The following is a 20,495-nucleotide window of genomic DNA, read 5'->3' as shown; positions in this document are numbered from 1 at the left end:
ATGAGCGCAGAAGCCGAGCGCAAAACTGAGAACCTTCCACAGTGGAAAGAAGAGGAGGTCGCCGAACTCTCGGAGATCATCGAGAGCTACGAGAGCGTTGGCGTCGTCGGTATCGCCGGCATTCCAAGCAAACAGCTCCAGGATATGCGCCGCGGACTCCACGGCACCGCCGTGGTCCGCGTCAGCCGAAACACGCTTCAGACCCACGCACTCGAGGAAGCCGGACTCGACGAACTCGTTTCTCATATTGAGGGACAGGTCGGGCTGGTCGCGACGGATAGCAATCCGTTCGCACTGTACAAGGAACTCGAGGCGTCGAAGACGCCCGCCCCGATCAACGAGGGCGAGGTCGCCCCGAACGACATCGTCATCCCGGAGGGTGACACCGGTGTCGATCCCGGGCCGTTCGTCGGCGAACTCCAGAGCATCGGCGCGAACGCCCGCATCGAGGACGGCTCGATTCAGGTCATGGAGGACTCGACGGTCCTCGAGGCCGGAGGGGAAGTCTCGGCAGACCTCTCGAACGTTCTCAACGAACTCGGTATCGAGCCGAAGGAGGTCGGTCTCGACCTTCGTTCGGTCGTCGCCGAGGGCGTTCAGTTCGATCCCGAGGATCTCGACATCGACATCGAAGCCTACGAGAGCGACGTGGCCACCGCGGCCGCTCGCGCACGGAACCTCGCGGTCAACGCGACGTTCCCGACCGAGTCGACCGCACCGACGCTCATCGCGAAGGCGACGGGCGAGGCAAAGAGCCTCGGCCTGCAGGCGTCGATCGAGTCGCCGGATCTCGCCGACGACCTCGTGAGCAAGGCGGACGCACAGCTTCGTGCGCTCGCCGCCCAGATCGAGGACGAAGAGGCGCTTCCGGAGGAACTCCAGGGTGTCGAGGCACCGGCTGCCACGCAGGCGGTGCCCGACGAAGACGAATCGGCTGACGATCAAGACGAGGAGTCCGACGCTGACACCGAAGACGAAGCGGACGACGAAGACGACGATGACGATTCCGGTGGCGGCGAAGGGCTCGGCGAAATGTTCGGTTAATAGAGGTTACAACAATGGAATACGTATACGCTGCACTCATCCTGAACGAAACGGACGAAGAGATCAACGAAGACAACCTGACGGACGTGCTCGACGCAGCCGGCGTCGATGTCGAAGAATCCCGAGTCAAGGCGCTCGTCGCCGCACTCGAGGACGTCGACATCGACGAGGCCGTCGACGAGGCCGCCGCAGTTCCTGCCGCGGGCGGCGCAGCCGCAGCGGAAGGCGGCGCTGACGAAGGCGGAGACGAGGAGGCCGCTGACGAGGGCGGCGACGCCGATGCAGGTGCCGACGATGAGGACGACGACGAAGACGAAGGCGACGGCGGCGAAGGTCTCGGCGAACTCTTCGGATAACTCGTCTCGAGACGATTCAAACCAGACCTTTCTTTCAGCGATAACGCAGTAGCCTCGGCTCCGCGTCGCGGAATTTTTGCTCGTCGTCCGAGGTTTGCTCCGTTCTTGTCGACCGAGAGTTGATAACCGATCCCGCGGCCAGACCGGGCATGGCCGCTCTCGCTCTCGAGTTGCTCACGGATCCAGCGCTTTCGGCTCAGCTAGTCGGTTGGATCCTCGCGGGGGTCGTACTCGGAAGTTGTAGCGGCCTGGTTCCGGGATTGCACGCGAACAATTTCGCGTTATTGCTTGCGGGGGTCGCTCCTTCGATCCCCGGGCCACCGCTGTTCGTCGGCTGTGCGATGCTCGCGGCGGGGGTTGTCCACACGTTCGTCAACGCGGTTCCGGCGATGGCGCTCGGCGTTCCCGACGCGGAGATGGCGATCACCGCGCTCCCGGCCCACCGAATGGTGATGGACGGGCGCGGCTACGAGGCGATTCGACTCTCTGCTCTCGGGAGTATCCTCGCCGTGATCGCGGCCGTTCCTCTCGCGCTTCCGATCACCTGGGGCGTCACCGCAGCCTATCCGACGATCCGTTCGAATCTTCCGCTCGTGCTTGCGATGGTCGTGGTTGCACTGATTGCCTCGGAGTACACCTGGAAACGCCGTTTCGGCGCGATACTCTCCTTTACGCTCGCGGCCGCGCTCGGCGGGCTCACGCTCGATCTCGAGCCGGACTCGCCCCTCGAGGCTGGTGGGATGCTCGCGCCGCTGTTCGCGGGACTGTTCGGCGCGCCCGTCCTGATCGACGCCATCCGCGGCGGCGGGGTGCCGCACCAGCGCGATGGGGAGATTCGACTGTCGCGTCGGTTGGTCGGGCTGACCGCGCTCGCGGGCGCGTTCGCTGGAGCCGTCGTCGGCTACATTCCCGGTATCTCCGCGGCGATCGCGGCCGTCGCCGTGCTCGTCCTCGTTCCGGGCGAATCGGGCGACCGGGGGTACATCGTCGCGACGAGCGGCGTCGATACCGCAAACTCGATTTTTGCCCTCTTTGCGCTCGTCGCGATCGGACAACCCCGAACGGGGGTGATGGTCGCCTTCGAAAACGCGAATGCGCCGCTCGAGTTGCCAATATTGCTCCTGAGTATCCTGCTCGCCGGCGTGGCTGGCTTCGTTCTCGTGATCGTGGTCGGAGACTTCTACCTCGAGTTCGTCGGCCGCCTCTCTTACTGGAAGATTTCGGTCGCCGTCCTCGGGCTCCTCCTCGTCCTTTCGTACCTCTTCACCGGCGTGATCGGAATTGGCGTGTTCGTCGTCGCGGCCGGGGTTGGTATGGTTCCAGTTCGCCTTCGGACCCGTCGGGTTCACCTGATGGGCGTTTTGATCGGGCCGCTGATGATCGGGTTCTGACACGGGGTGATGGGGCCGTTTCTCAGTGGGCCAAACTACACGAACGGTTATGTAGTACTTTGGTGTAGCGCACGAGGTGTATCACCGTGATTGGTCCTCCCATCGATGTCCCATATTGCGGTGCGCTCGAGAGTCACTGGCCCGAGGAATTCTCCCAAGCGTTCTATCCGTCCGACGCGGCCGAGTACCCGCCGGAGGATGTCTTCGAGGAGAACGGTTAGGAGGAGGACGTCGACTGTCTCGCGAGCCAAACCGTCGAGACCCAACAGCGCCTGCTCCGATTTGACACCCTCCCCACCGTGAACGGCGAGGCTTTCTCCTTGAATCTCCGTAATCCGCGACCGGTGACGGAAGCCGACGCCGGGGAGATCTTTCGGGACGCGCTGTACAACTGGGAGTGACCGATACACCGGCACGTCCTGCCGAAGTCCAGCACCGGTTTACGTCTCGACTCCCTACGCGATTTTAATGAAGGGGAGCATCCTGGATACCATCGGATCGCCGCTCGTCCAGGTGGACTCGCCGGAGGGTGTGACGATCGCGGCCAAGATCGAATCGTTCAACCCCGGCGGGTCGGCCAAGGACCGTCCGGCGCGCGAGATGGTGCGAGCGGCCGAGCGCGAGGGACTGATCGAACCGGGCGACCGGCTCGTCGAGCCGACCAGCGGCAACACCGGTATCGGGCTCTCCCTCGTCTGTGCCGCTCGAGACTACGATCTCACGATCGTGATGCCGGCCTCGAAATCCGAGGAGCGACGGCGGATCATGTCCGCCTACGGAGCCGATCTCGAACTCGTCGACGGCGAGATGAAGGATGCCCGCGAACGCGCGGACGAACTCGAGGCCGAGGGTGCGATTCAACTCGGCCAGTTCGAGAACCCGGCCAATCCGAAAGCCCACTATCAGACTACCGGTGAAGAGATTGTCGAACAGGTCGGCGAACGGGAAATAGACGCCCTCGTCGCCGGCGTCGGCACCGGCGGGACGCTCTCGGGCATCGGTCGACGGCTTCGCGAGGAGTTTCCAGACATGGACATCGTCGCCGTCGAGCCGGATCGAAACGCCGTTCTCTCGACGGGCGAACCCGGAAACGACGACTTTCAGGGAATGGGTCCGGGATTCGTCAGCGACAATCTCGATCGGGACCTGATCGATTCGGTGGAAACGGTTCGACTCGAGGACGCAGAGGACGAGTGTCGAAGACTCGCCCGCGAGGAGGGAATTCTCGTCGGCCAGTCCAGCGGCGCGACGAGTCTCGTTTCCCAACGCGTTGCACAACGCATCGCCGAACCCGACCTGAATTGCCCCGAGGTACCCGACGCCTTCGAGGCGGGGACACAGTCGCCGGAAACTCGTTCCGACGGAAGCGGAGCGCTTAGCGGGGCTGGGCTAGGCGAGTTCGACGACTGTCCGCTGGTCGTGACTGTCTTTTGGGACAGCGGCGAACGGTACCTCTCGACCGGGCTGTTCGACTAACTGCCGTCGTACCGGCGGCACTCGGAACGGGGATCGTCGATAAAATAACTTTTTCAGCTAGCCTGAGATACATAATCGCGAACAGTGTAGCGTCACCTATCATGTCACGCCCTTCGAGACGCCACGTCATCGCCGGTTCGATCGGATTGGTCGCACTCACCGCAGGCTGTTTGGATAACGGCGGACTGGGCTCTTCACCCGACTCGACGGCCGAGAGCGACAACGGCTCGGACGATGGGGAGGACGATTCGAACGATGGAGACAGCGGCACCGAAGACGACCGAGACGACGGTCCGCTCGAGTACGAAACCGTCGGCTTCCGGCATCCCGATCGACCCGAAAACCCCGAGACAGACCTGCTGAGAACTGAAGCCGACGCCGAGGGCTGGGCCGGAGAACGCGGCCTCGAGAACGACGAGGAAGTTTCGGCGTTTCTCGACGAGACGGATTTCGACGACTCGAGGGTACTTTCGCTCGAGGGCGGCGCGACGGATCTCTGTTACGAACTGGTGCTCGAAACTGTCGAACTGGATGACGAAACAGTGACGGTTCGCGGCGACGTCACCGACGAGGAGACGGACCGTGATATGTGCGCCTCACAGATGACCGCAGTCGGCGCGCTCGTCCGAGCGACGGTCGACGACGAACAGCCGTCTTCGTTTTCCGCGACGATCACCGACGCCGACGGGAGAGAGTACGGAACCGGGATCGCCACCGGCAGCGCCAGCGACGTGGGGTCCGAGTCCGGTAGTGAGGGCCACTCCGGTTCCGGCACCGAATCCGGCGACGAAGGCGACTCCGATTCCGCCACCGCTTCCGACCGAGCGAGCGGGAACGAAACCGACCTCGAACGGGACGACTCGAGCTAGCCGCTCAGTTGGACGGGAAGATCAGTCGTCGGTACCGTTCTCGAGAAAGCTCTGCAGAATTACGTTGAATTCTCCCGGACGCTCGCGTGGAACCCAGTGGCCGCAGTTGTCGATGACTTCGAGTCTCGAGTTCGGAAGGAGTTCGTGGGCTCGTTTCGACCACCGAACTGGAAACAGCGGATCGTCGACGCCGTGGACCAGCAGCGTCGGAATCGAGAGCGACTCGAGGTCGTCGGTGAAGTCCGTCCGAGCCTCGCCATCCGCGGTGAGTTCCGCTCGTTGAAAGGCTTCGAAGGCCTCGCCAGCGCCTCGTTCGCTCGCTCGAGATCGAAACTCGTCGACGAAGGCCGGATCGAGATTCGAGGAGTTCGAAACGACGTTACCGAGCGCCAGTCGCGCGAGTTCGTTCGAGACGCTCATCGCCGTCCAGCCGAGCGAGTTCGCGCCGGGGACGTGTGCCGCGCTTTTGAAGAACGAACCGCCGGGAATCCGGCGTCCGAGGCCGTAGCTGTCGACGAGCCCGAGTGCGTCGACGTTCTTCGGATGCCGGAGTGCGTAGCCGAGCGCGCCGGCACCGCCCATCGAGATGCCGACGAGGGAGGGCGAGTCGTCATCGAGGTCGGTTTCGGCGAGGAATCCCTCGAGGATGGAAACGTAGCTGTCGATCGTCTGCTCGCCGATCGGAGTACTTCCTCCGTATCCCGGCCAGTTGGGGGCGTACACTCGGTAGTCGTCGGCGAGCGCGTCGATCGCGTGTCGCCAGGAGAGCGTCGCGTCGTCGACGCCGCCACCGTGGAGCAAGACGACCGGATCGCCGGACGTTCCGGCGCGACGGTAGCTCAGCCGAACGTCCGTGTTTCCGCTCGCTCCGACGCCGGAAATGGTCGTGACGCCGGTGCCGCCCGTCATCGGGTGAATTCCGATTCGGTGAGGCGAACGACGAGTGTTTCTTCGACGTCCCTGAGGTCGTACTCGGGGAGGTCGCCGTCGATACGGCGAACGTACAACGGCTCGACCAGTTGCTTCGGTCCGAACGCTGTCGTGACCTGCGGTTCTGAACTCGCTTCGTCGGCATCGCCGTCTGAGCCGGAATCGGAGCTCGTTCGTCTAGTCGGTCCCGGTTCTCCACCGCTTTCTGTCTCGGAACGTGGCGGTGTCTCAGCTCCGTCGATAGCTTCCTGTCCGGCGGAAGGTGTCTCGAGGCCGTACACCTTGCAGAATTCGCCCGTCGTTTCGGAGTCGATATCGCCGTTTCGGAGCTGTTCGGCCAACTGTCGCGACAGCCACTCCTCGTCGTCGATGCTCGGTTCCTGAACGAGACACTCGTCGACGAACCGCGTGAGGTACCACTGCAAATCGTTCAGCAACGAAACGGCGGCCCCGACGCTCACGGTCCGAACCGCGAGCGCGTTCTCGAACGGGCGTTCGAGGTCGTACGTTGCCAGCGCATCCCTGGATGTCTCTCGAGAGAGCAGTTCGTACTGGAGGTTCACACCGTCTTCTCCGATGAGACAGACGCGGGTCACTGTTGGGATGTGCGCGGGACTCGGTAATGTGGGTTTCGCCTCCGGACCACGTTTCGATCGACACCGGGGGCCAAATCACCGATCCGATGCCAGTTTCGTCGCCGGCGTGGCGTGAGGAGTAGCGATTCGCCTTACTGGTTCGGAACCTGTGCCGTCCGCGGCCGTTTGGAGCTATTCGAGACGACCCGGTCGACGTTTCCGCGGGCTTCGGCGACGTCGACGATTAGTTCCGTCAGGTTGACGAGACCTTCGACGTAGGCGTCGCGACGCTCGCGTCGGCGAGTGCGAGCGCTTTCGTCTCGAAGGAACTCGAGTGCGCGTGACTTGACGGGGTCGTATCGATCGCAGTCTTCGATCAGTCTCGCGTTCTCGAGCGCGGCGAATTCGCCGAACTCTCGGTCCTCAGTCCCGCCGTAGCGAATCGCCGGGGTTCCGAGGAGACCCGCCTCGGTGACGATCGTTCCGGTGTCTGCAACCAGGAGATTGGCTTCTCGAATCGCATCGTGGATCAACGCGGGATGAAGATCGTACTCGCGTGCCGGTAATTGTTCGAGATCCATCGTCCCGGCCTCGTCGGAGACGAAGACGGTCGCTTCTTTCGAAAGCGAGGTGAGGAGGTCCTTTCGCTGTGCTGCCGAAAACCCCTCCACACCGACATCGTGGAGCGCATCGAACGCGTTGAACCGGACGATCGCGTACTGTTCGTCGTCCTTGACCCCGAGCCGATCGCGGATGTCCGGAATCGGTTCGTAGACCTCCGGATGGAGGTATGCACACTCTTTGAACCCGTCGAAGGTGTAGTGATTCGAACCGAGATCTCGCCGCGTGACGTGCGGGGTAATGATCGCGTCGGCGAACGGCTGAGAGACGGTATGGTTGAAATCACCCGGTTCGTCGTCGAGGATCAGTACCGTGTTCGCCGACGTAATCGTCCCTGAAAACGCGGCGTACGGTCCCCGACCGAAGAGTACGTCCGGCTGAAACCGCCGCGCTTCGAGTGCGATTTCTGCGAGTTGTCCACCTAGTTCGCGTGCGAACTCGAGGTGAGAGTATGCAGTTGTTTCGTGGCTCCCGTACACTCTGTATGCGATACCAAAAAAATCCAGAAGGTCCGTTGTGCATCCATACTCCCGTGCCAGGACGAGGACATCGTGGCCCCGTTCGGTGAGCCGAGAGATGGCGTTACTGTACGTGTGGGCGTGTGCCGGCGTATTCGCGAAGATGAGAATCCGCATCGAGACGACCTTGCCACTATCGACCCTTTGTAATTAGAATGGTACAAAGGACGGTGCCGAGTTGTGTTAGATATACACACAGTAGTAAATAGCTATAGGAAAGAAACCGGGCCGAAACGGTCGGGTAACTGTTTCATATCTATCCATAGCCCACGCTTACGGATCCTCTCTTTTCTGTCCAGAGAGCTCTGAGAGACGAATTACACGGACGGCCCACCCCAGTATGTCCACCACAACACCGACTACCTCACAGACCTGTGATAACTCAGCTTATGGTTCGACCAGATCCGCATTCTTGGCCGCCGTCGTTGCGCGTTCGAGTAGGTCGTTCGGTTCGGCCGCAAGCAACGGTTCGAGTTGGGCGTTCGTCTCGGCTCGATCCGGTGCGACCCGATTACAACCCGCGTCGATCGTCGAGTCGGTGTACGTCCCGATTTCGCGGGCCTGGGCGACGATCTCCTGTTTGTCACGAGTGAGAAGTGGGCGGTGGATCGGCAGATCCGTCACGCGACTCGTTACGCCGAGATTCTGTGCCGTCTGGCTCGATTTCTGGCCGATTGCCTCGCCAGTAACGATACCGCTCGCTCCCGTTCGCTCGGCAGTTTCCTCGGCGACCCGATAGAAGAATCGGCGAAGTGAGAGCATTCGTCCCTCCTCCATCCGTTCAACGAGCTTCGAAACGACGTCGCCCCCGGGAACGCGGTAGACGCGCATATCGAAATTCGGTGCATAGCGCGAGAGCGATCGAACGGTTTCCATGGCTCGAGCCTCGTGATCGATCCCGCCGTAGTCGCCGAGGTCGACGTAGACCGGGATGATTGGCGACCCCCGTTTCATAATCTCGTAGGCGGCGACCGGCGAGTCGATGCCGCCGCTGACCAGCGCGACCAGCGGTTCTTGCGAGCCGAGCGGGAGGCCGCCGGGCCCGGAAACGGAATCCAGATAAACGAACGCCTCTTCGTCGCGAATCTCGACGCCGAAGGTAAGATCCGGGTCGTCGAGGTCGACTTTGGGTTCGAACTCGTCTTCGACGGCCTCCCAGATGATGGTCCCGCCTTCTCGAGCGAGATCCTCGCTCGTGTAGGGAAGGCGTTTGTCCGCACGGCGGGCGTCGACGGCGAACGAACCGCCGTCGTAGTGCTTTCGTGCGGTTTCGGCGAGTACGTCGTATATTTTCTCCCGCTCGGGCGGAAGGGTCACGGCGGCGCTCGCAGAGACTACCCCGAAGGTCGTCGCCGCGGCGTCGACGGCTTGTGCGACGTCGGATTCGTGCGTCGTGATCAGCGGCCGATGCCACCGCCGATCGACATCGCCGGAAACCGACCGGTCCTCGAGTGCGGCCTCGAGATTCTCGACGAGAATCCGGAGCATGTACCGCTTGACGGTCGTACTTTTGGTGTTTAAGTCCCCGTGGCGAACGAGGACGGTGTCAGCGCCCGGCGGGTGCATAGACTTCGATAGCGGGCCCTGACTATAAGGGGGTTACGAGGCCCGGACGACGCGGCGGTCGCATTAAATGATCGATTCGTCGACCGTCGGACTGAGACTTCCCGTGTGGCTGTAAATTCCTGCAACCAGTACGACAGCCCCACAGAGCGGGATGAAGACGCTCAGCGTGTAAATGAAGCTAAAGCCGACGGCTTCCGCGACCGGAACCGCGATTAACGGACCGAGCCCGCCGCCGACGTCGCCGAGAACGTTGTTCGTGGCCATCGCCCGTCCCATTCTGTCTTCGGGTGTCAGATCGGCCAACAGCGCCGTGAGCGGACCGCCGACGCCTCCCTGTCCGGCACCGATCAGCGCGCAGGCGATAACGACGTACCAGAACGATGGTGCAAAGATGAGGACGACGAAGCCGATGCAGTTCGTGATTAGGAAAAAAACGAGGACGGGGACTCGAGCGCCGACGCTGTCGCTGATCACACCGCCCGAGATCGTAAAAACCGCTCCACAAAGCACGGAAACCGCCATCAGCATGCCGGACGTACCTTGCTCTTCGTAATCGATTGCGTAGCCCAGAATATCGACGGAAAGGGTCAACGATTCTGCGTCGAGGTAGATGACGAGCGTCGAGAACAGGACGCCGATGTACGCGAAGTAGAGCCCGAAGTTGACCAGTCCGACGGTGATCGCCGGGAGGGTCAATTCGATATCCCACGGCTTGACCGAGGCGTTGTGCTCTTCGACGTGCGTTTCGGGGACGATGAAGTACGCGATGACACTCGCAAGTCCCGCGAAGGCGGCCGCGAGGATGAACGCGCTCGCGTTGCTGTATATCTCGCTGACGAGGCCGCCCAGAACCATCCCGGCGGGGAACCCGAACGTGATTCCCGCGCGGACGATCCCCATGCTAGTTCCCCGCGAGTCGGCCTCGCTGACATCGGCCGTAATCGTGTACGCCGTCGCGAAGACGAGAGCGCTTCCGATCCCCCACATGATCCGCGAAAGGACGAACCAGAACTCGGGAACGTCCGGGATGAACGCGATGTCCTGAGCGAGAATCGCGACGACGTAACCGAACGTCGCGACGCCTTCGATTGCCAGACCCGCGATGAACGGTTTCCGGGTCCCGATTCGGTCGACGAGAATCCCTGCGGGCGCGTTTGCAAAGAGCCGCGTCCACCGATTGGCCGACAGGATAACGCCGACCATAAGCGCCGAGATACCGAGCACCTCGCCGAGGTTCGGGAGAATCGGGAAAATAACGCCGCCGCCGAACCCGACGAAGAAAGTGCTCGCGACGACCGCAAAAACGACCGCTCGAGCGTTCGTCTTCGAGTTAGACACTACGCTGACACCATGGTGTTTCGATTCGTAATAGTAGTTTGCGGGGGGAGCTAATTATTATTCCGAAGCTCGACGAGACGCTCCAGTATACGTCCGGCCGGACGAAGCCGAAGAGGGACTTCTCTGTTCCCCTATCGATCGAAAACGAACCGTTCGGAGACGCGCTCGAGCGTGTTCTGAAAATACCAGCCGAGTCTAGAACGTCGACAGTTCGCCGTCGATGACGCGACGAGTGATCCCTGTGACGTTTCCGAGTCCGTCATCCACGATTGCTTCGATCTCTTCTTCCACGTCGGCGAGGACGACGCCGTCTTCGGTGACGACGTGAACGTCGGCGACGTGCGGTTGGTCGATCGGGCGGCCGATCTGACTCAGCAGTCGAACGCGCAAGTCGCGAATACCGTCGACTTCGTCGACGACTCGCTCCGCGATGTCGGTCGAAAGCAAGTTGTATATCTTGCCGATGTGGTTGACCGGATTCTTGCCGCTGGTCGCTTCCATCGACATCGACCGGTTCGGTGAGATGAGGCCGTTCGCTCGGTTGCCGCGACCGACGGAACCGTCGTCGCCCTGTTCGGCGGAGGTTCCAGTGACGGTCAGGTAGATTGCACCCTCGTCGTAGTCGTCGGCGGTGTTGACGTAGACGTTGATGTCCCGATCGGTGTACTCCGCGGCGATGGTCTCGACGAACTCCCGGACCGATTCGACCGCGTCGATGTACGCGTCCATGTTCGGGAGGTACTCGTCGATCATGGCCGCCGCGACCGTAACGTCGATCTGGTCACCCTCGCGTTTACCCATGATCTTCACGTCGGGACCGAGGTACGGGTTATCTTCGGCGAATTCGCCGTTGAGTCGATCCTCGGCGTTGTAGACGATCTGTTCGGTCTCCGAAAGCGGCGCGTGGCCGACGCCGAAACTTGTGTCGTTGGCCATCGGAACGGTCACTTCGTCCTCGCCGAAGACGTCCTGCAGGTCGCCGCTTCCTTCGCCCAGCTTCACGTCGACGACGATGTCCTCACCGTAGGTGAGCTGGGGGATTTCCGACTCGAGGTACTCCCGCGCCGCTTTGAGCGCGATCGTTTCGGTGGGGATGATCTGTCCCTCGTAGCGTTTGGTCGCTCGGCCCACGATGAGCACGTAGATCGGATCGACGACTTCGCCGCCGCCGAACGCGGGTGCGGCTTCGCCCGCGACGAGTTGCGTTTCGTCGGTGTTGAAGTGGAGAACCTTCCCCACGCGGTCGAGATACTCGCGTGCGAGCGCTCCCGCGACGCTTTCGGCGATACCGTCACAGATCGAATCGGGATGACCGATTCCCTTTCGCTCGACGATTTCGACTTCCTGATCCTCAACAGCCCGACGTTCGATCGGTTCGACTCTAATGTTCCGCTCGCTCATTACCTAATCTTGTTCGAGCGTGGTTCTATAACTTGCGGAAACAGTTGACCTCGATAATATGCTCTGGGGTAATTGTCGGGGTGATCGAATCGGTCACTCCTCGAGGAGCATGCCGAGATAGGAGGTTTGGACGGTTTCGTCCGGGTCGAGTCCGAGCTGCTCGAGCACCTCGAACGCGCCCTCGCGTGCCGGCTCGAGGTCGGCGTCGGTAGCGATCGTTTCCACTTCGACGTACTCACCCACGTCGTCGACCGCATCGCAGGTGATCGTGTACGAGTCGAACGCCTCGAGTTCGAACCGTTCGCGTTCCTTTCGAACCGTCGCGGCCGGTTCGAATCCGAGACGCTTCAACACCGCACCGAAGGCTTCGCCGTCCTCGAGGCCGGTTTCGATCTCCTTGCGCGTCTTCGATTCGTCGTCCACGAGCGGCCCCTTGTACGTGACGTTCGTCTCGGCGATTTCCTCGTCGAGAGGGCGCTCCCGTCGAATCCGGAGCGCCTCGTCGGTATCGGCGAACGACCGGTGTGGGGCATCGTAGTAGGTATCCGTCTGAACGACAGTTCCCAGTTCCGTCGCCCCGAGTTCGGCCACCCGATCACGGACGCGCTCGAGATCGGCGGGGACTTTCACTTCGACCTCGTACATACCTGTTTTCACGCACAGCGGGGGTAAGTATCGGTCGTTTCTGTCCGATTCGCGGGACGGTGTTTTCGAATGACGAACTCGAACCACGTGCTGGCGCGAAAACGTCGTCCTTAAATGTAGACAGGGGGACGTACAACGTATGACCGAGGATCAAGAGGCCGAGCTCGATGAGCAGGCCGATGACGTCGACGAAGAAAGCGAAGAAGAGACCGTCGAGGGACTCCAAAACGGGGACTTCGTCGAAATCGCCTACACCGCACGCACCGTCGAAGAAGGACAGCTAGTCGACACGACCGACGCCGAAGTCGCTGAGGAAGAGGGCGTCGACGAGGAGGACCGCGAGTTCGAGCCGCGAACGATCGTCCTCGGTGAAGGCCACATCTTCGAAGGCGTCGAAGAGGAGATCATCGGCGGTGAAGCCGGTGACGAGGGCACCGTTACGATCTCCGCCGAAGAAGCATTCGGCGAGTACGACCCCGACGACGTCCAGACCGTCAGCGCCGAGAAAATCGACGAGGACGACCGCTACCCTGGCGCGCACGTCAACATCGACGGCGAACACGGCTACATCAGCACCATCATTGGTGGCCGCGCCCGCGTTGACTTCAACCACCCACTAGCCGGCGAGGATGTCGAATACGAGTACGAAATCCTCGAGGAGGTCGACGACCGCGAACAGCAGGCCCAGGGCCTCATCGAGATGTACCTCGATCAGAAGCTCGAACTCTGGATCGAGACGGACGAAGTCGAAGAGGAAGTCCCCGTCGAGCCCGACGAGGACGAGGACGAAGACGCAGAGCCGGAGTTCGAGACCGAGACGGTCGAGAAGGAAACGCTCTACCTCGAGGCGACGCCACAGCTGACGATGAACCAGCAGTGGATGTTCTCGAAACAGCAGATCGCACAGGACATCATGGGCAAGATCGGCGTCGACCGCGTCATCGTCCAGGAGACCATCGACGGTATGGGCGGCATGGGCATGCCCGGAATGATGGGTGGCGGCATGGGCGGTATGGGCGGCGGCGACATCGAGGACGCGCTCGAGGACGCCGACGTCGATGCGGACGAAATCGTCGACGAACTCGAAGGCGCAGTCGACGAAGAGTAACTCACGACACTCGCGTCACGTTTTCGACGCAATTTCTTTCGAGCCTAACCGACCACAGACGTGACTGACACTTGGTGTTCGTGAGCGGCTGTCCTCGTTTTCATCACTCGAAAACGCCTGTTCAGGCGATATCTCGACTTGTGTCGATCTCGACGCCGTCGGTGAACTCGAGTTTGATCGCTTCGGTTGGTTGGTCGCCACAACGGAGCTTTGGTATCGACAGGTAATTCTCGAGTTCGGTCCCGGAACGGTCGGTTCGAAGGTCGAAAACGGCATCGGCGCAGTGTTCCGTTCGCGTCCGATTATCGGGTTCGTTCGGCCCCTTCAGACAGTGCAAAAACGCGAGGCTATCGGTCTCGCATATGTGCTCGTCGAGTCGGTTGAGAAATTCAACGTAGGGGGCAGTCTCGGAGTACTCGAGAAGATCCATCGAATCGATGATGACGTTCGATTCGTTCGGAAACGCTTCGATCAGCTGAGTGACTTCCTCTATGCTGTCGCCGTCGTCAACCGATTTGACGGTCGGCCTGCCGACTTCAATATGCATCGACTCGAGCGTCCGTAACACTCCTTCGACGGAGCGCTCTGTCGTGAGAAATAGCGTTTGGCGCGTGGAAGTCAGTTCGTACAACAGTTGTTCGGATTGACTCGCCGCGTCGGCTCTGTAGGCGACGACAGAACCCGACGGTAATCCGCTACCGAGCTTTCGATCGAGCGCATCGATGCCCGTCTCGAGACGCCCTTGCGTGGGGCTGTCGATGGCTATCGCATTGGATAAGTATCCTTCCGATACTAACGTCGAAGCGAGCGAGTCGAACGCCTCGCACGCTGCGGTCGTCTCGAGTGGCTGTTCAACGTCGGGAATCGTCGCGAGGACCGGGACGTCGAGCCGATTATCGTACCCCGCCGGCACCGCATCGCATCTCGTAAGTACCGTCCCGGCGACAGGCGCCTCGAAACGACGGGCAATATCGATCGTTTTGGCCGCGGCGGTTAGGCTCTCGTCGGTCGCGGTAGTAACGATGACGACGGCATCAGCGATCGAGAGCGGGTCGGCGAGATCCGGTCCCGCACCGGAGGGACAGTCTAGAACGATATCGGCCGTCTCTGTGCTGAGCATCCGGAGTTGGGTTTGCATCGATTTCTCCGCCCTCGGGGCGGCAAGGACGCCGACGTTAGAGTGCCCGGGAACCTGTTGTGCAAAATCTGCGGTGGGGTCGTTCGCATCGACCCGCTCGACAGTTGGTTCACGATCGACACGGGCAGTAACGTGGAGGTTCGGCAGGTGCCGATCGGCGTCCACGGCGATGGTTGGGTTTCCGGCGCGGCCGAGCGCCTGTGCGAGGCCGAGCGTTGTCGTCGTCTTCCCACAGCCGCCTTTCGCGCCTGCAATTGCGATCATAGCGACGTTGGTTCCGTTTTCCTACTTGAATTCTCGGGCGTGTTCCGGCGACCGAAGAACGGAGGGATTCAAGGTGAACGCAACTGCGTACACGAACGGATGCGATACGATCACCTCATCACGAGCAAACAACTTTCGCGCGCTGATATCGAGACCGTCCTCGATCACGCAGCCGAGATCGACGCCGATCGATCGGCCTTCGCCAACAAACACGCGGGTCGGCTCCTCGGTCTGCTCTTTTTCGAACCGAGTACGCGGACGAAGCTCAGCTTCGAGACCGCGATGAAACGTCTCGGCGGGGACGTCATCGACCTCGGTTCGGTCGAATCCTCGAGCGTGACGAAAGGTGAGAGCCTCGCAGATACGATCCGAGTAATCGAAGGGTACGCCGACGCGCTCGTTTTGCGCCACCCGAAGCAGGGATCGGCAACGATGGCGAGCGAGTTCGTCGACGTTCCGTTGGTAAACGCCGGCGACGGCGCGGGTCACCACCCGACACAGACGATGCTCGACCTGTACACGATCCGGGAGAACGCGGGGTTGGACGACCTGACGATCGGCATCATGGGCGACCTGAAGTACGGTCGAACGGTTCACTCACTCGCCTACGCGCTCTCGAAGTTCGAAGCCCAGCAACATTTTATCAGCCCGGACAGTCTCGCGCTTCCGCGCGAGGTCGTCTACGACCTCCATCAAGAGGGAGCGTCGATCCGCGAACACGACGGGCTCGAGGAAATCCTGCCGTCGTTGGATGTCCTGTACGTGACCCGAATTCAACGGGAACGGTTCCCGGACGAGAACGAATATCAGAAAGTTGCGGGGGAGTACCAGATCGGATCCGACTCGCTGGCGAGTGCGGCTGACGATCTTACCGTCATGCACCCGTTGCCGCGGGTCGACGAGATCGCGCCCGAAGTCGACGAGACCGATCACGCGGCGTACTTCGAGCAGGCACACAACGGCGTACCCGTTCGAATGGCCTTGCTCGACCTCCTTTTGGGTGATTCCGATGAGTAATGACAACCACGATGAGGAGACCGGTCACGACGAGACCCACAATCACGATCACGAACTTCGGGTCAGCAAGATTCACAACGGAACCGTCATCGATCACGTCCGTAGCGGCCAGGCGCTGAACGTCCTTGCCGTCCTCGGTATCGACGGAAGCGAGGGCGAAGAGATTTCGATCGGGATGAACGTCCCATCCGATCGCTTCGCGAGAAAGGATATTATCAAGGTCGAGGATCGCGAACTAAGTCAGGACGAAGTCGACGTACTCACGCTTATTGCGCCGGACGCGACGATCAACATCGTTCGCGAGTACGAAGTCGTCGAGAAATCCCGCGTCGACCGCCCCGACTCGGTCGAGGGCGTTCTCTCGTGTTCGAACTCCGGGTGTATTACGACCGGCGACGAACCCGTCACCTCGAAGTTCGACGTACTCGACGAGGCCGTCCGATGTTCGTACTGCGAGACGATTTTCCGCGAAAACATCCCCGCGTTGATCGACACCTGAACTCGAGAGCGGGAACTGTGTTCATCGATCAAAACCCGTGAACTAACAGAAATCATAAGTACGTTGTGGCCGTATCCCTAGTTGAGTATGTCGCGCACACTCAAAATACTGGTCGCCCTGTTCGCAATCGCCGTCCTCTGGAAGGTCGTCTCTGGTGGTGGCTCTTCGGAGGTCGAATACGATTTCGAACCGGCTGAGCAGGCAGAACAGACGGAATAATTTCCTGAAACGAACCGAACGGATCGCACGAACACTGGAAACGGAATCGTTCGAACGAGTATTTCTCGAACGGCTCCGCTCCAGCAAACCAGAAACCCGAACCGCTTACCCGTCTGGCGTCGTACGAACGACTATGTATGGCGTCGTCACGCGTAACGAAGACGAACTCGATTGGCCGGAGTTCGATCGCGCCTTCTACGAAGTCAAAGACGTGACCGGCAGGTCTGCAGAACCTGTCCCGAACGCGGTGAACATGATCTCCTGTTTCGGTGACAACGCGGCTGCCGACGCAGAGCCGTCTCTCGTTCCGGTCGATGACGAGGGGAACGCAGCTACTCGGGATCAACCGTACTTCGACTGGGCGTACATCTGTCCGACCCGCGAGGAGTATCGCGAGGGACTCTTCGACATCATCGACGACTGCGTCGAAGCGAACGAAGACGTTCGTCTCGACGATATCGGCTTTCCGAGGGGCGAGTACTGTCACTGTGACTCCTGTCAGAAACGCTTTGAGGCCAGCGAGTACGACGACCGCCTCGAGTGGCGTGCCAGCGTTATAACGGAGTTCGTCGCCGAGGCTGTCGAGCGAATCCCCGGCCGCGTCTACATGACGCTGTATCCCGACCCGTATCCCGGACATCTCTACGAGCGGGCGGGTATCGATATAGAAGCGCTCGAGCCCTACATCGACGAGTTCGTCGTCCCGTTGTACGACATGGCCTACTCGACGACCTATTGGCTCGAGACGATCGCAAAAGGATTCGAGAGCGCCCTCGAGACCCCGTTCACCATCGAACTGTACGCGATAAACATCGAAATAGACGATCTGATTCACGCCACCGAAGTGGCTGGGGAATACGGCGAGTCGGTGCTCTTCGGGTACGAAGCGAGCAACGGCCGAGCAACGCTTCGACGACTGCAAGCGGATCAGCGGGAGGGCGTGTCACACGGAAATCCGGACGCCTAACGCGGCGTCCCCGGGTAGATGATCGAGGCCAGCCTGATAGCACAGTTGTTCGTTCGACAAAATTTGCTAGTACCGTCCCAACCGTCGACTGCTGGGTGAAATCGATGGCGTTCATCCGATTTACCCAGCAGTTCAGGCGTGGAACACCACTAAAGCCGGTGAGATCGCCAGGCACGCAACTCCGCTCTATCGCGTGTATCTTCGGGCAACGTGTCGAACCACCTAGCGGCCGAAATCTCGTCGTCGGGATCCGAAATATCCGGCGTGGTTGTCTCCGCTTGCGCCGCAAACACCGGTAAAATACCCCACGTCCGGTAGCCGTTCGTCTCGAGTTCGACGCGGGTAATCATCGCGAGGCCGTCGTAGCACGCATCGACGCCGGCTTCTTCGGCGAGTTCTCGACGCGCGGCTTCGAGAAACGATTCTCCTGGATCGATACCACCGCCGGGGAGGACCCAGAGATCGACGGCGTCGTGGCGAACTAACAGCAACTCACCGGACGGGCGATAGACGATTGTGTGAACCCCGTAGGGCGCACCGGTCTGGCGAATTCGTTCGACGAGTGTGCGAAACCGGCGGCGAGAGACCGATTCAGTACGTTCTTGCTCGAGAACCGATTCGTACCGTCGCTCGAGTCTGAGGGCCGCATCTTCGGCACAGCGAGTCGCCTCTTCGGCTCGAAGCGTTAGCTCGTCGACTACCATTGGAATCCCGATAACCGATTGCGGACCGACGAGACAATACATGTGGAGGGAGTGACCATAGAGAGACATATCCATCCTCGAGGAATAACGCTTCGGTCAACGGGATACTCGAATACGTTCGGCTCCGACCGTTGTGTAGTTGTTCGATTGTCGAGGAGTACTCGACCGTATGTCACAAAATGCGACGGGTACGGGACGCGATTTGCCCCCATCCGAAAGTACTCTCGACCGGTTACGTTAGCTCGATCAATCCTGACAGGCGGTGAAATACCGAAGGAGATTAGATCGTGTCGTCATCGTCGTCACCGACTCGAGTATCGTCGTCGTCTCCGATGAGGTCGTCATCGTCGTCGTCATCCATCAACCCGTCATCGTCATCATCCATGATTCCGTCGTCATCGTCGCTCCCCATTAACCCGTCATCCTCGTCATCCATCAACCCGTCATCATCGGAGCCCATCCTATCATCGTCGTCGTCCATGATTCCGTCGTCGTCGTCACCCATCAACCCGTCATCGTCGTCGTCCATGATTCCGTCATCGTCGTCACCCATCAACCCGTCATCGTCGTCGTCCATGATTCCGTCGTCGTCGTCACCCATCCTGTCTTCGTCGTCGCTCATGATTCCATCATCGTCATCCATGATTCCGTCATCGTCTCCACGCATCGACTCGTCGCCGACTCCCGTGTCGTCCCCAATATCTGATCCCGCCGCGGATCCGGCACCCGCTGTTGTCCCTGCACCGGCACCTGTACCCGTGTCCCCGGGGTCGCCCTCGAGTCTGATCTCGTCACCGGAGACGCTCGCGACTGCCGCCTCCTGAAGCGGGAACGTGTCGTCGTCCGTACCCTGCCAGCCGAGTTTTGCTTTTATTGTGTCCGTAATCCCCGGATCTGGTTTGACGTGTGCGGTACCGTGTTCGACATCCGCGACGATTCCGACCTCGTCACCGTTTTCGTTGACAACGCTTTTTCCCACGTCGTCGTCGCTGAATTGTGCACTCATTACATCAAAAACTACCACGAACTGCATTATGTTGATGGTGCTTGCAAGTGACACCCATCGGGGAGAACGAAGGAGTACACCGCTATTACTTCCACTAGTGCAGATCTGTTTATTAGTACAGTCCGAACCGAGAACGCCTCCTGTAACCCGTTTAACTCGTCGGAACGAATTTCGGTGGCATCCGACTGTCGGTGTTCTCGAGTTCAGCGGTCACGAGTGCCCGATACGCCCGCCGAAGCCGCTCCGAAAGAGCCTGGTGGGAGACATCCAATTCATCGGACAGTTCTTGCATCGATATTTCACGGGGTATTTCGAAATAGCCGTGATCGATAGCGGCGAGGAGCGTTTCGTACTGCTGAGTCGTCATTCCGTATCGGGAATGCATCTCAGTCGTCGGATCGTACAATCGAACGATCTCGGGTGTAATATCCACTGAGCGGAGGCGATCGTAGAACGTGCGTATCGCTTCGCGTTCGACGAACCGAACTCTGAGCTGCCAGGATCCGTCCGTCGCCGTTGCAGAAAGGACGGTCCCGTCCGTCGAGCGTACGACCTCGAAAATATCGACGGAACCCTGCTCGAATTCGATGTCGAACAGCCATCGCCCGTCTCCACCGCCAACCCGTGTATAGTCACCGACGGCTGATCCCTCATCCAGTGCGGACTCAAGTACCGTTAATTCCGCTCCCGAGAGCCACAACGTTCTGTTTCTCGAGGTTATCACCTGTTCCATCTCGCAAGAAAGCGTCGGTACAGCGTCCGAAACATCGCCGAGACAGGTTTCGGTGATAGGGATTTCGATATCTGCGATCGAGGTCATGGACTCACTTACTGGGAGGGGGG

22 protein-coding genes are annotated in these 20,495 nt (G+C 60.5%); 11 read left to right on the top strand and 11 right to left on the bottom strand.

Annotation, left to right across the window (positions count from 1 at the left end):
* From ACZ5C7_RS15930 to ACZ5C7_RS15905, 6 genes are all read left to right on the top strand, one after another.
* Complete coding sequence (locus ACZ5C7_RS15930) at positions 1-1,044, top strand: 50S ribosomal protein L10 (protein ID WP_464377267.1); 1,044 nt, start codon at positions 1-3, stop codon at positions 1,042-1,044.
* A 14-nt stretch (positions 1,045-1,058) separates the two neighbouring features.
* On the top strand, positions 1,059-1,400 hold the full coding sequence (gene rpl12p, locus ACZ5C7_RS15925; protein ID WP_464377266.1) for a 50S ribosomal protein P1: 342 nt from the start codon (positions 1,059-1,061) through the stop codon (positions 1,398-1,400).
* Between the two features lie 149 nt (positions 1,401-1,549).
* On the top strand, positions 1,550-2,791 hold the full coding sequence (locus ACZ5C7_RS15920; RefSeq protein WP_464377265.1) for a tripartite tricarboxylate transporter permease: 1,242 nt from the start codon (positions 1,550-1,552) through the stop codon (positions 2,789-2,791).
* A gap of 86 nt (positions 2,792-2,877) precedes the next feature.
* Positions 2,878-3,012 (top strand): hypothetical protein, encoded by a 135-nt coding sequence (locus ACZ5C7_RS15915; protein ID WP_464377264.1) that lies wholly within the window; start codon positions 2,878-2,880, stop codon positions 3,010-3,012.
* Between the two features lie 247 nt (positions 3,013-3,259).
* On the top strand, positions 3,260-4,267 hold the full coding sequence (locus tag ACZ5C7_RS15910) for a PLP-dependent cysteine synthase family protein (protein ID WP_464377263.1): 1,008 nt from the start codon (positions 3,260-3,262) through the stop codon (positions 4,265-4,267).
* A gap of 101 nt (positions 4,268-4,368) precedes the next feature.
* Complete coding sequence (locus tag ACZ5C7_RS15905) at positions 4,369-5,136, top strand: hypothetical protein (RefSeq protein ID WP_464377262.1); 768 nt, start codon at positions 4,369-4,371, stop codon at positions 5,134-5,136.
* A gap of 21 nt (positions 5,137-5,157) precedes the next feature.
* Here the strand turns inward: ACZ5C7_RS15905 and ACZ5C7_RS15900 are convergent, their stop codons facing one another.
* From ACZ5C7_RS15900 to cyaB, 7 genes are all read right to left on the bottom strand, one after another.
* Positions 5,158-6,045 (bottom strand): alpha/beta fold hydrolase, encoded by an 888-nt coding sequence (locus tag ACZ5C7_RS15900; protein WP_464377261.1) that lies wholly within the window; start codon positions 6,043-6,045, stop codon positions 5,158-5,160.
* Entirely contained in the window at positions 6,042-6,662 is a 621-nt protein-coding gene (locus tag ACZ5C7_RS15895; RefSeq protein WP_464377260.1) for a DUF5804 family protein, read from the bottom strand. The genes ACZ5C7_RS15900 and ACZ5C7_RS15895 overlap by 4 nt, the downstream gene beginning before the upstream one ends.
* 131 nt (positions 6,663-6,793) lie before the next feature.
* A complete protein-coding gene (locus tag ACZ5C7_RS15890; RefSeq protein WP_464377259.1) occupies positions 6,794-7,897 on the bottom strand; it encodes a DUF354 domain-containing protein in 1,104 nt (367 codons plus the stop codon).
* A 270-nt stretch (positions 7,898-8,167) separates the two neighbouring features.
* Positions 8,168-9,346, bottom strand: coding sequence for a tRNA sulfurtransferase (locus ACZ5C7_RS15885; RefSeq protein ID WP_464377258.1), 1,179 nt, complete (start codon positions 9,344-9,346; stop codon positions 8,168-8,170).
* Positions 9,347-9,409: 63 nt separating this feature from the next.
* On the bottom strand, positions 9,410-10,684 hold the full coding sequence (locus ACZ5C7_RS15880; protein ID WP_464377257.1) for an MFS transporter: 1,275 nt from the start codon (positions 10,682-10,684) through the stop codon (positions 9,410-9,412).
* Between the two features lie 195 nt (positions 10,685-10,879).
* A complete protein-coding gene (locus ACZ5C7_RS15875; protein ID WP_464377256.1) occupies positions 10,880-12,085 on the bottom strand; it encodes a methionine adenosyltransferase in 1,206 nt (401 codons plus the stop codon).
* Positions 12,086-12,178: 93 nt separating this feature from the next.
* Positions 12,179-12,730 carry a class IV adenylate cyclase gene (gene cyaB / locus ACZ5C7_RS15870; RefSeq protein ID WP_464377255.1) on the bottom strand — a complete coding sequence of 184 codons (552 nt, stop codon included), beginning with the start codon at positions 12,728-12,730 and terminating at the stop codon, positions 12,179-12,181.
* A gap of 139 nt (positions 12,731-12,869) precedes the next feature.
* Between cyaB and ACZ5C7_RS15865 the strand changes: the two genes are divergently transcribed.
* On the top strand, positions 12,870-13,838 hold the full coding sequence (locus ACZ5C7_RS15865) for an FKBP-type peptidyl-prolyl cis-trans isomerase (RefSeq protein WP_464377254.1): 969 nt from the start codon (positions 12,870-12,872) through the stop codon (positions 13,836-13,838).
* A 121-nt stretch (positions 13,839-13,959) separates the two neighbouring features.
* Here ACZ5C7_RS15865 and ACZ5C7_RS15860 read toward each other — a convergent pair whose 3' ends face one another.
* Positions 13,960-15,240: a DUF7125 family protein gene (locus ACZ5C7_RS15860; RefSeq protein ID WP_464377253.1), complete on the bottom strand. Its 1,281-nt coding sequence runs from the start codon at positions 15,238-15,240 to the stop codon at positions 13,960-13,962.
* Positions 15,241-15,339: 99 nt separating this feature from the next.
* On the opposite strand from ACZ5C7_RS15860, the gene pyrB reads away from it, so the two are divergent.
* From pyrB to ACZ5C7_RS15840, 4 genes are all read left to right on the top strand, one after another.
* Complete coding sequence (gene pyrB / locus ACZ5C7_RS15855) at positions 15,340-16,257, top strand: aspartate carbamoyltransferase (RefSeq protein WP_464377252.1); 918 nt, start codon at positions 15,340-15,342, stop codon at positions 16,255-16,257.
* Positions 16,250-16,756, top strand: coding sequence for an aspartate carbamoyltransferase regulatory subunit (gene pyrI, locus ACZ5C7_RS15850; RefSeq protein ID WP_464377251.1), 507 nt, complete (start codon positions 16,250-16,252; stop codon positions 16,754-16,756). The genes pyrB and pyrI overlap by 8 nt, the downstream gene beginning before the upstream one ends.
* A gap of 87 nt (positions 16,757-16,843) precedes the next feature.
* Positions 16,844-16,975, top strand: coding sequence for a hypothetical protein (locus ACZ5C7_RS15845; protein ID WP_283837484.1), 132 nt, complete (start codon positions 16,844-16,846; stop codon positions 16,973-16,975).
* Positions 16,976-17,108: 133 nt separating this feature from the next.
* Positions 17,109-17,942 carry a hypothetical protein gene (locus ACZ5C7_RS15840; protein WP_464377250.1) on the top strand — a complete coding sequence of 278 codons (834 nt, stop codon included), beginning with the start codon at positions 17,109-17,111 and terminating at the stop codon, positions 17,940-17,942.
* Positions 17,943-18,091: 149 nt separating this feature from the next.
* Here ACZ5C7_RS15840 and ACZ5C7_RS15835 read toward each other — a convergent pair whose 3' ends face one another.
* From ACZ5C7_RS15835 to ACZ5C7_RS15825, 3 genes are all read right to left on the bottom strand, one after another.
* Entirely contained in the window at positions 18,092-18,646 is a 555-nt protein-coding gene (locus ACZ5C7_RS15835) for an NUDIX hydrolase (protein ID WP_464378460.1), read from the bottom strand.
* Between the two features lie 280 nt (positions 18,647-18,926).
* Positions 18,927-19,652 carry a hypothetical protein gene (locus ACZ5C7_RS15830; protein WP_464377249.1) on the bottom strand — a complete coding sequence of 242 codons (726 nt, stop codon included), beginning with the start codon at positions 19,650-19,652 and terminating at the stop codon, positions 18,927-18,929.
* A gap of 151 nt (positions 19,653-19,803) precedes the next feature.
* Positions 19,804-20,472 carry a helix-turn-helix domain-containing protein gene (locus ACZ5C7_RS15825; RefSeq protein ID WP_464377248.1) on the bottom strand — a complete coding sequence of 223 codons (669 nt, stop codon included), beginning with the start codon at positions 20,470-20,472 and terminating at the stop codon, positions 19,804-19,806.
* Positions 20,473-20,495 lie beyond the last annotated feature (23 nt).

Source organism: Halostagnicola alkaliphila (assembly GCF_055379965.1).
The sequence above is the reverse complement of the archived record's forward strand: the minus strand, read 5'-3'. Positions and strand labels throughout refer to the sequence as shown.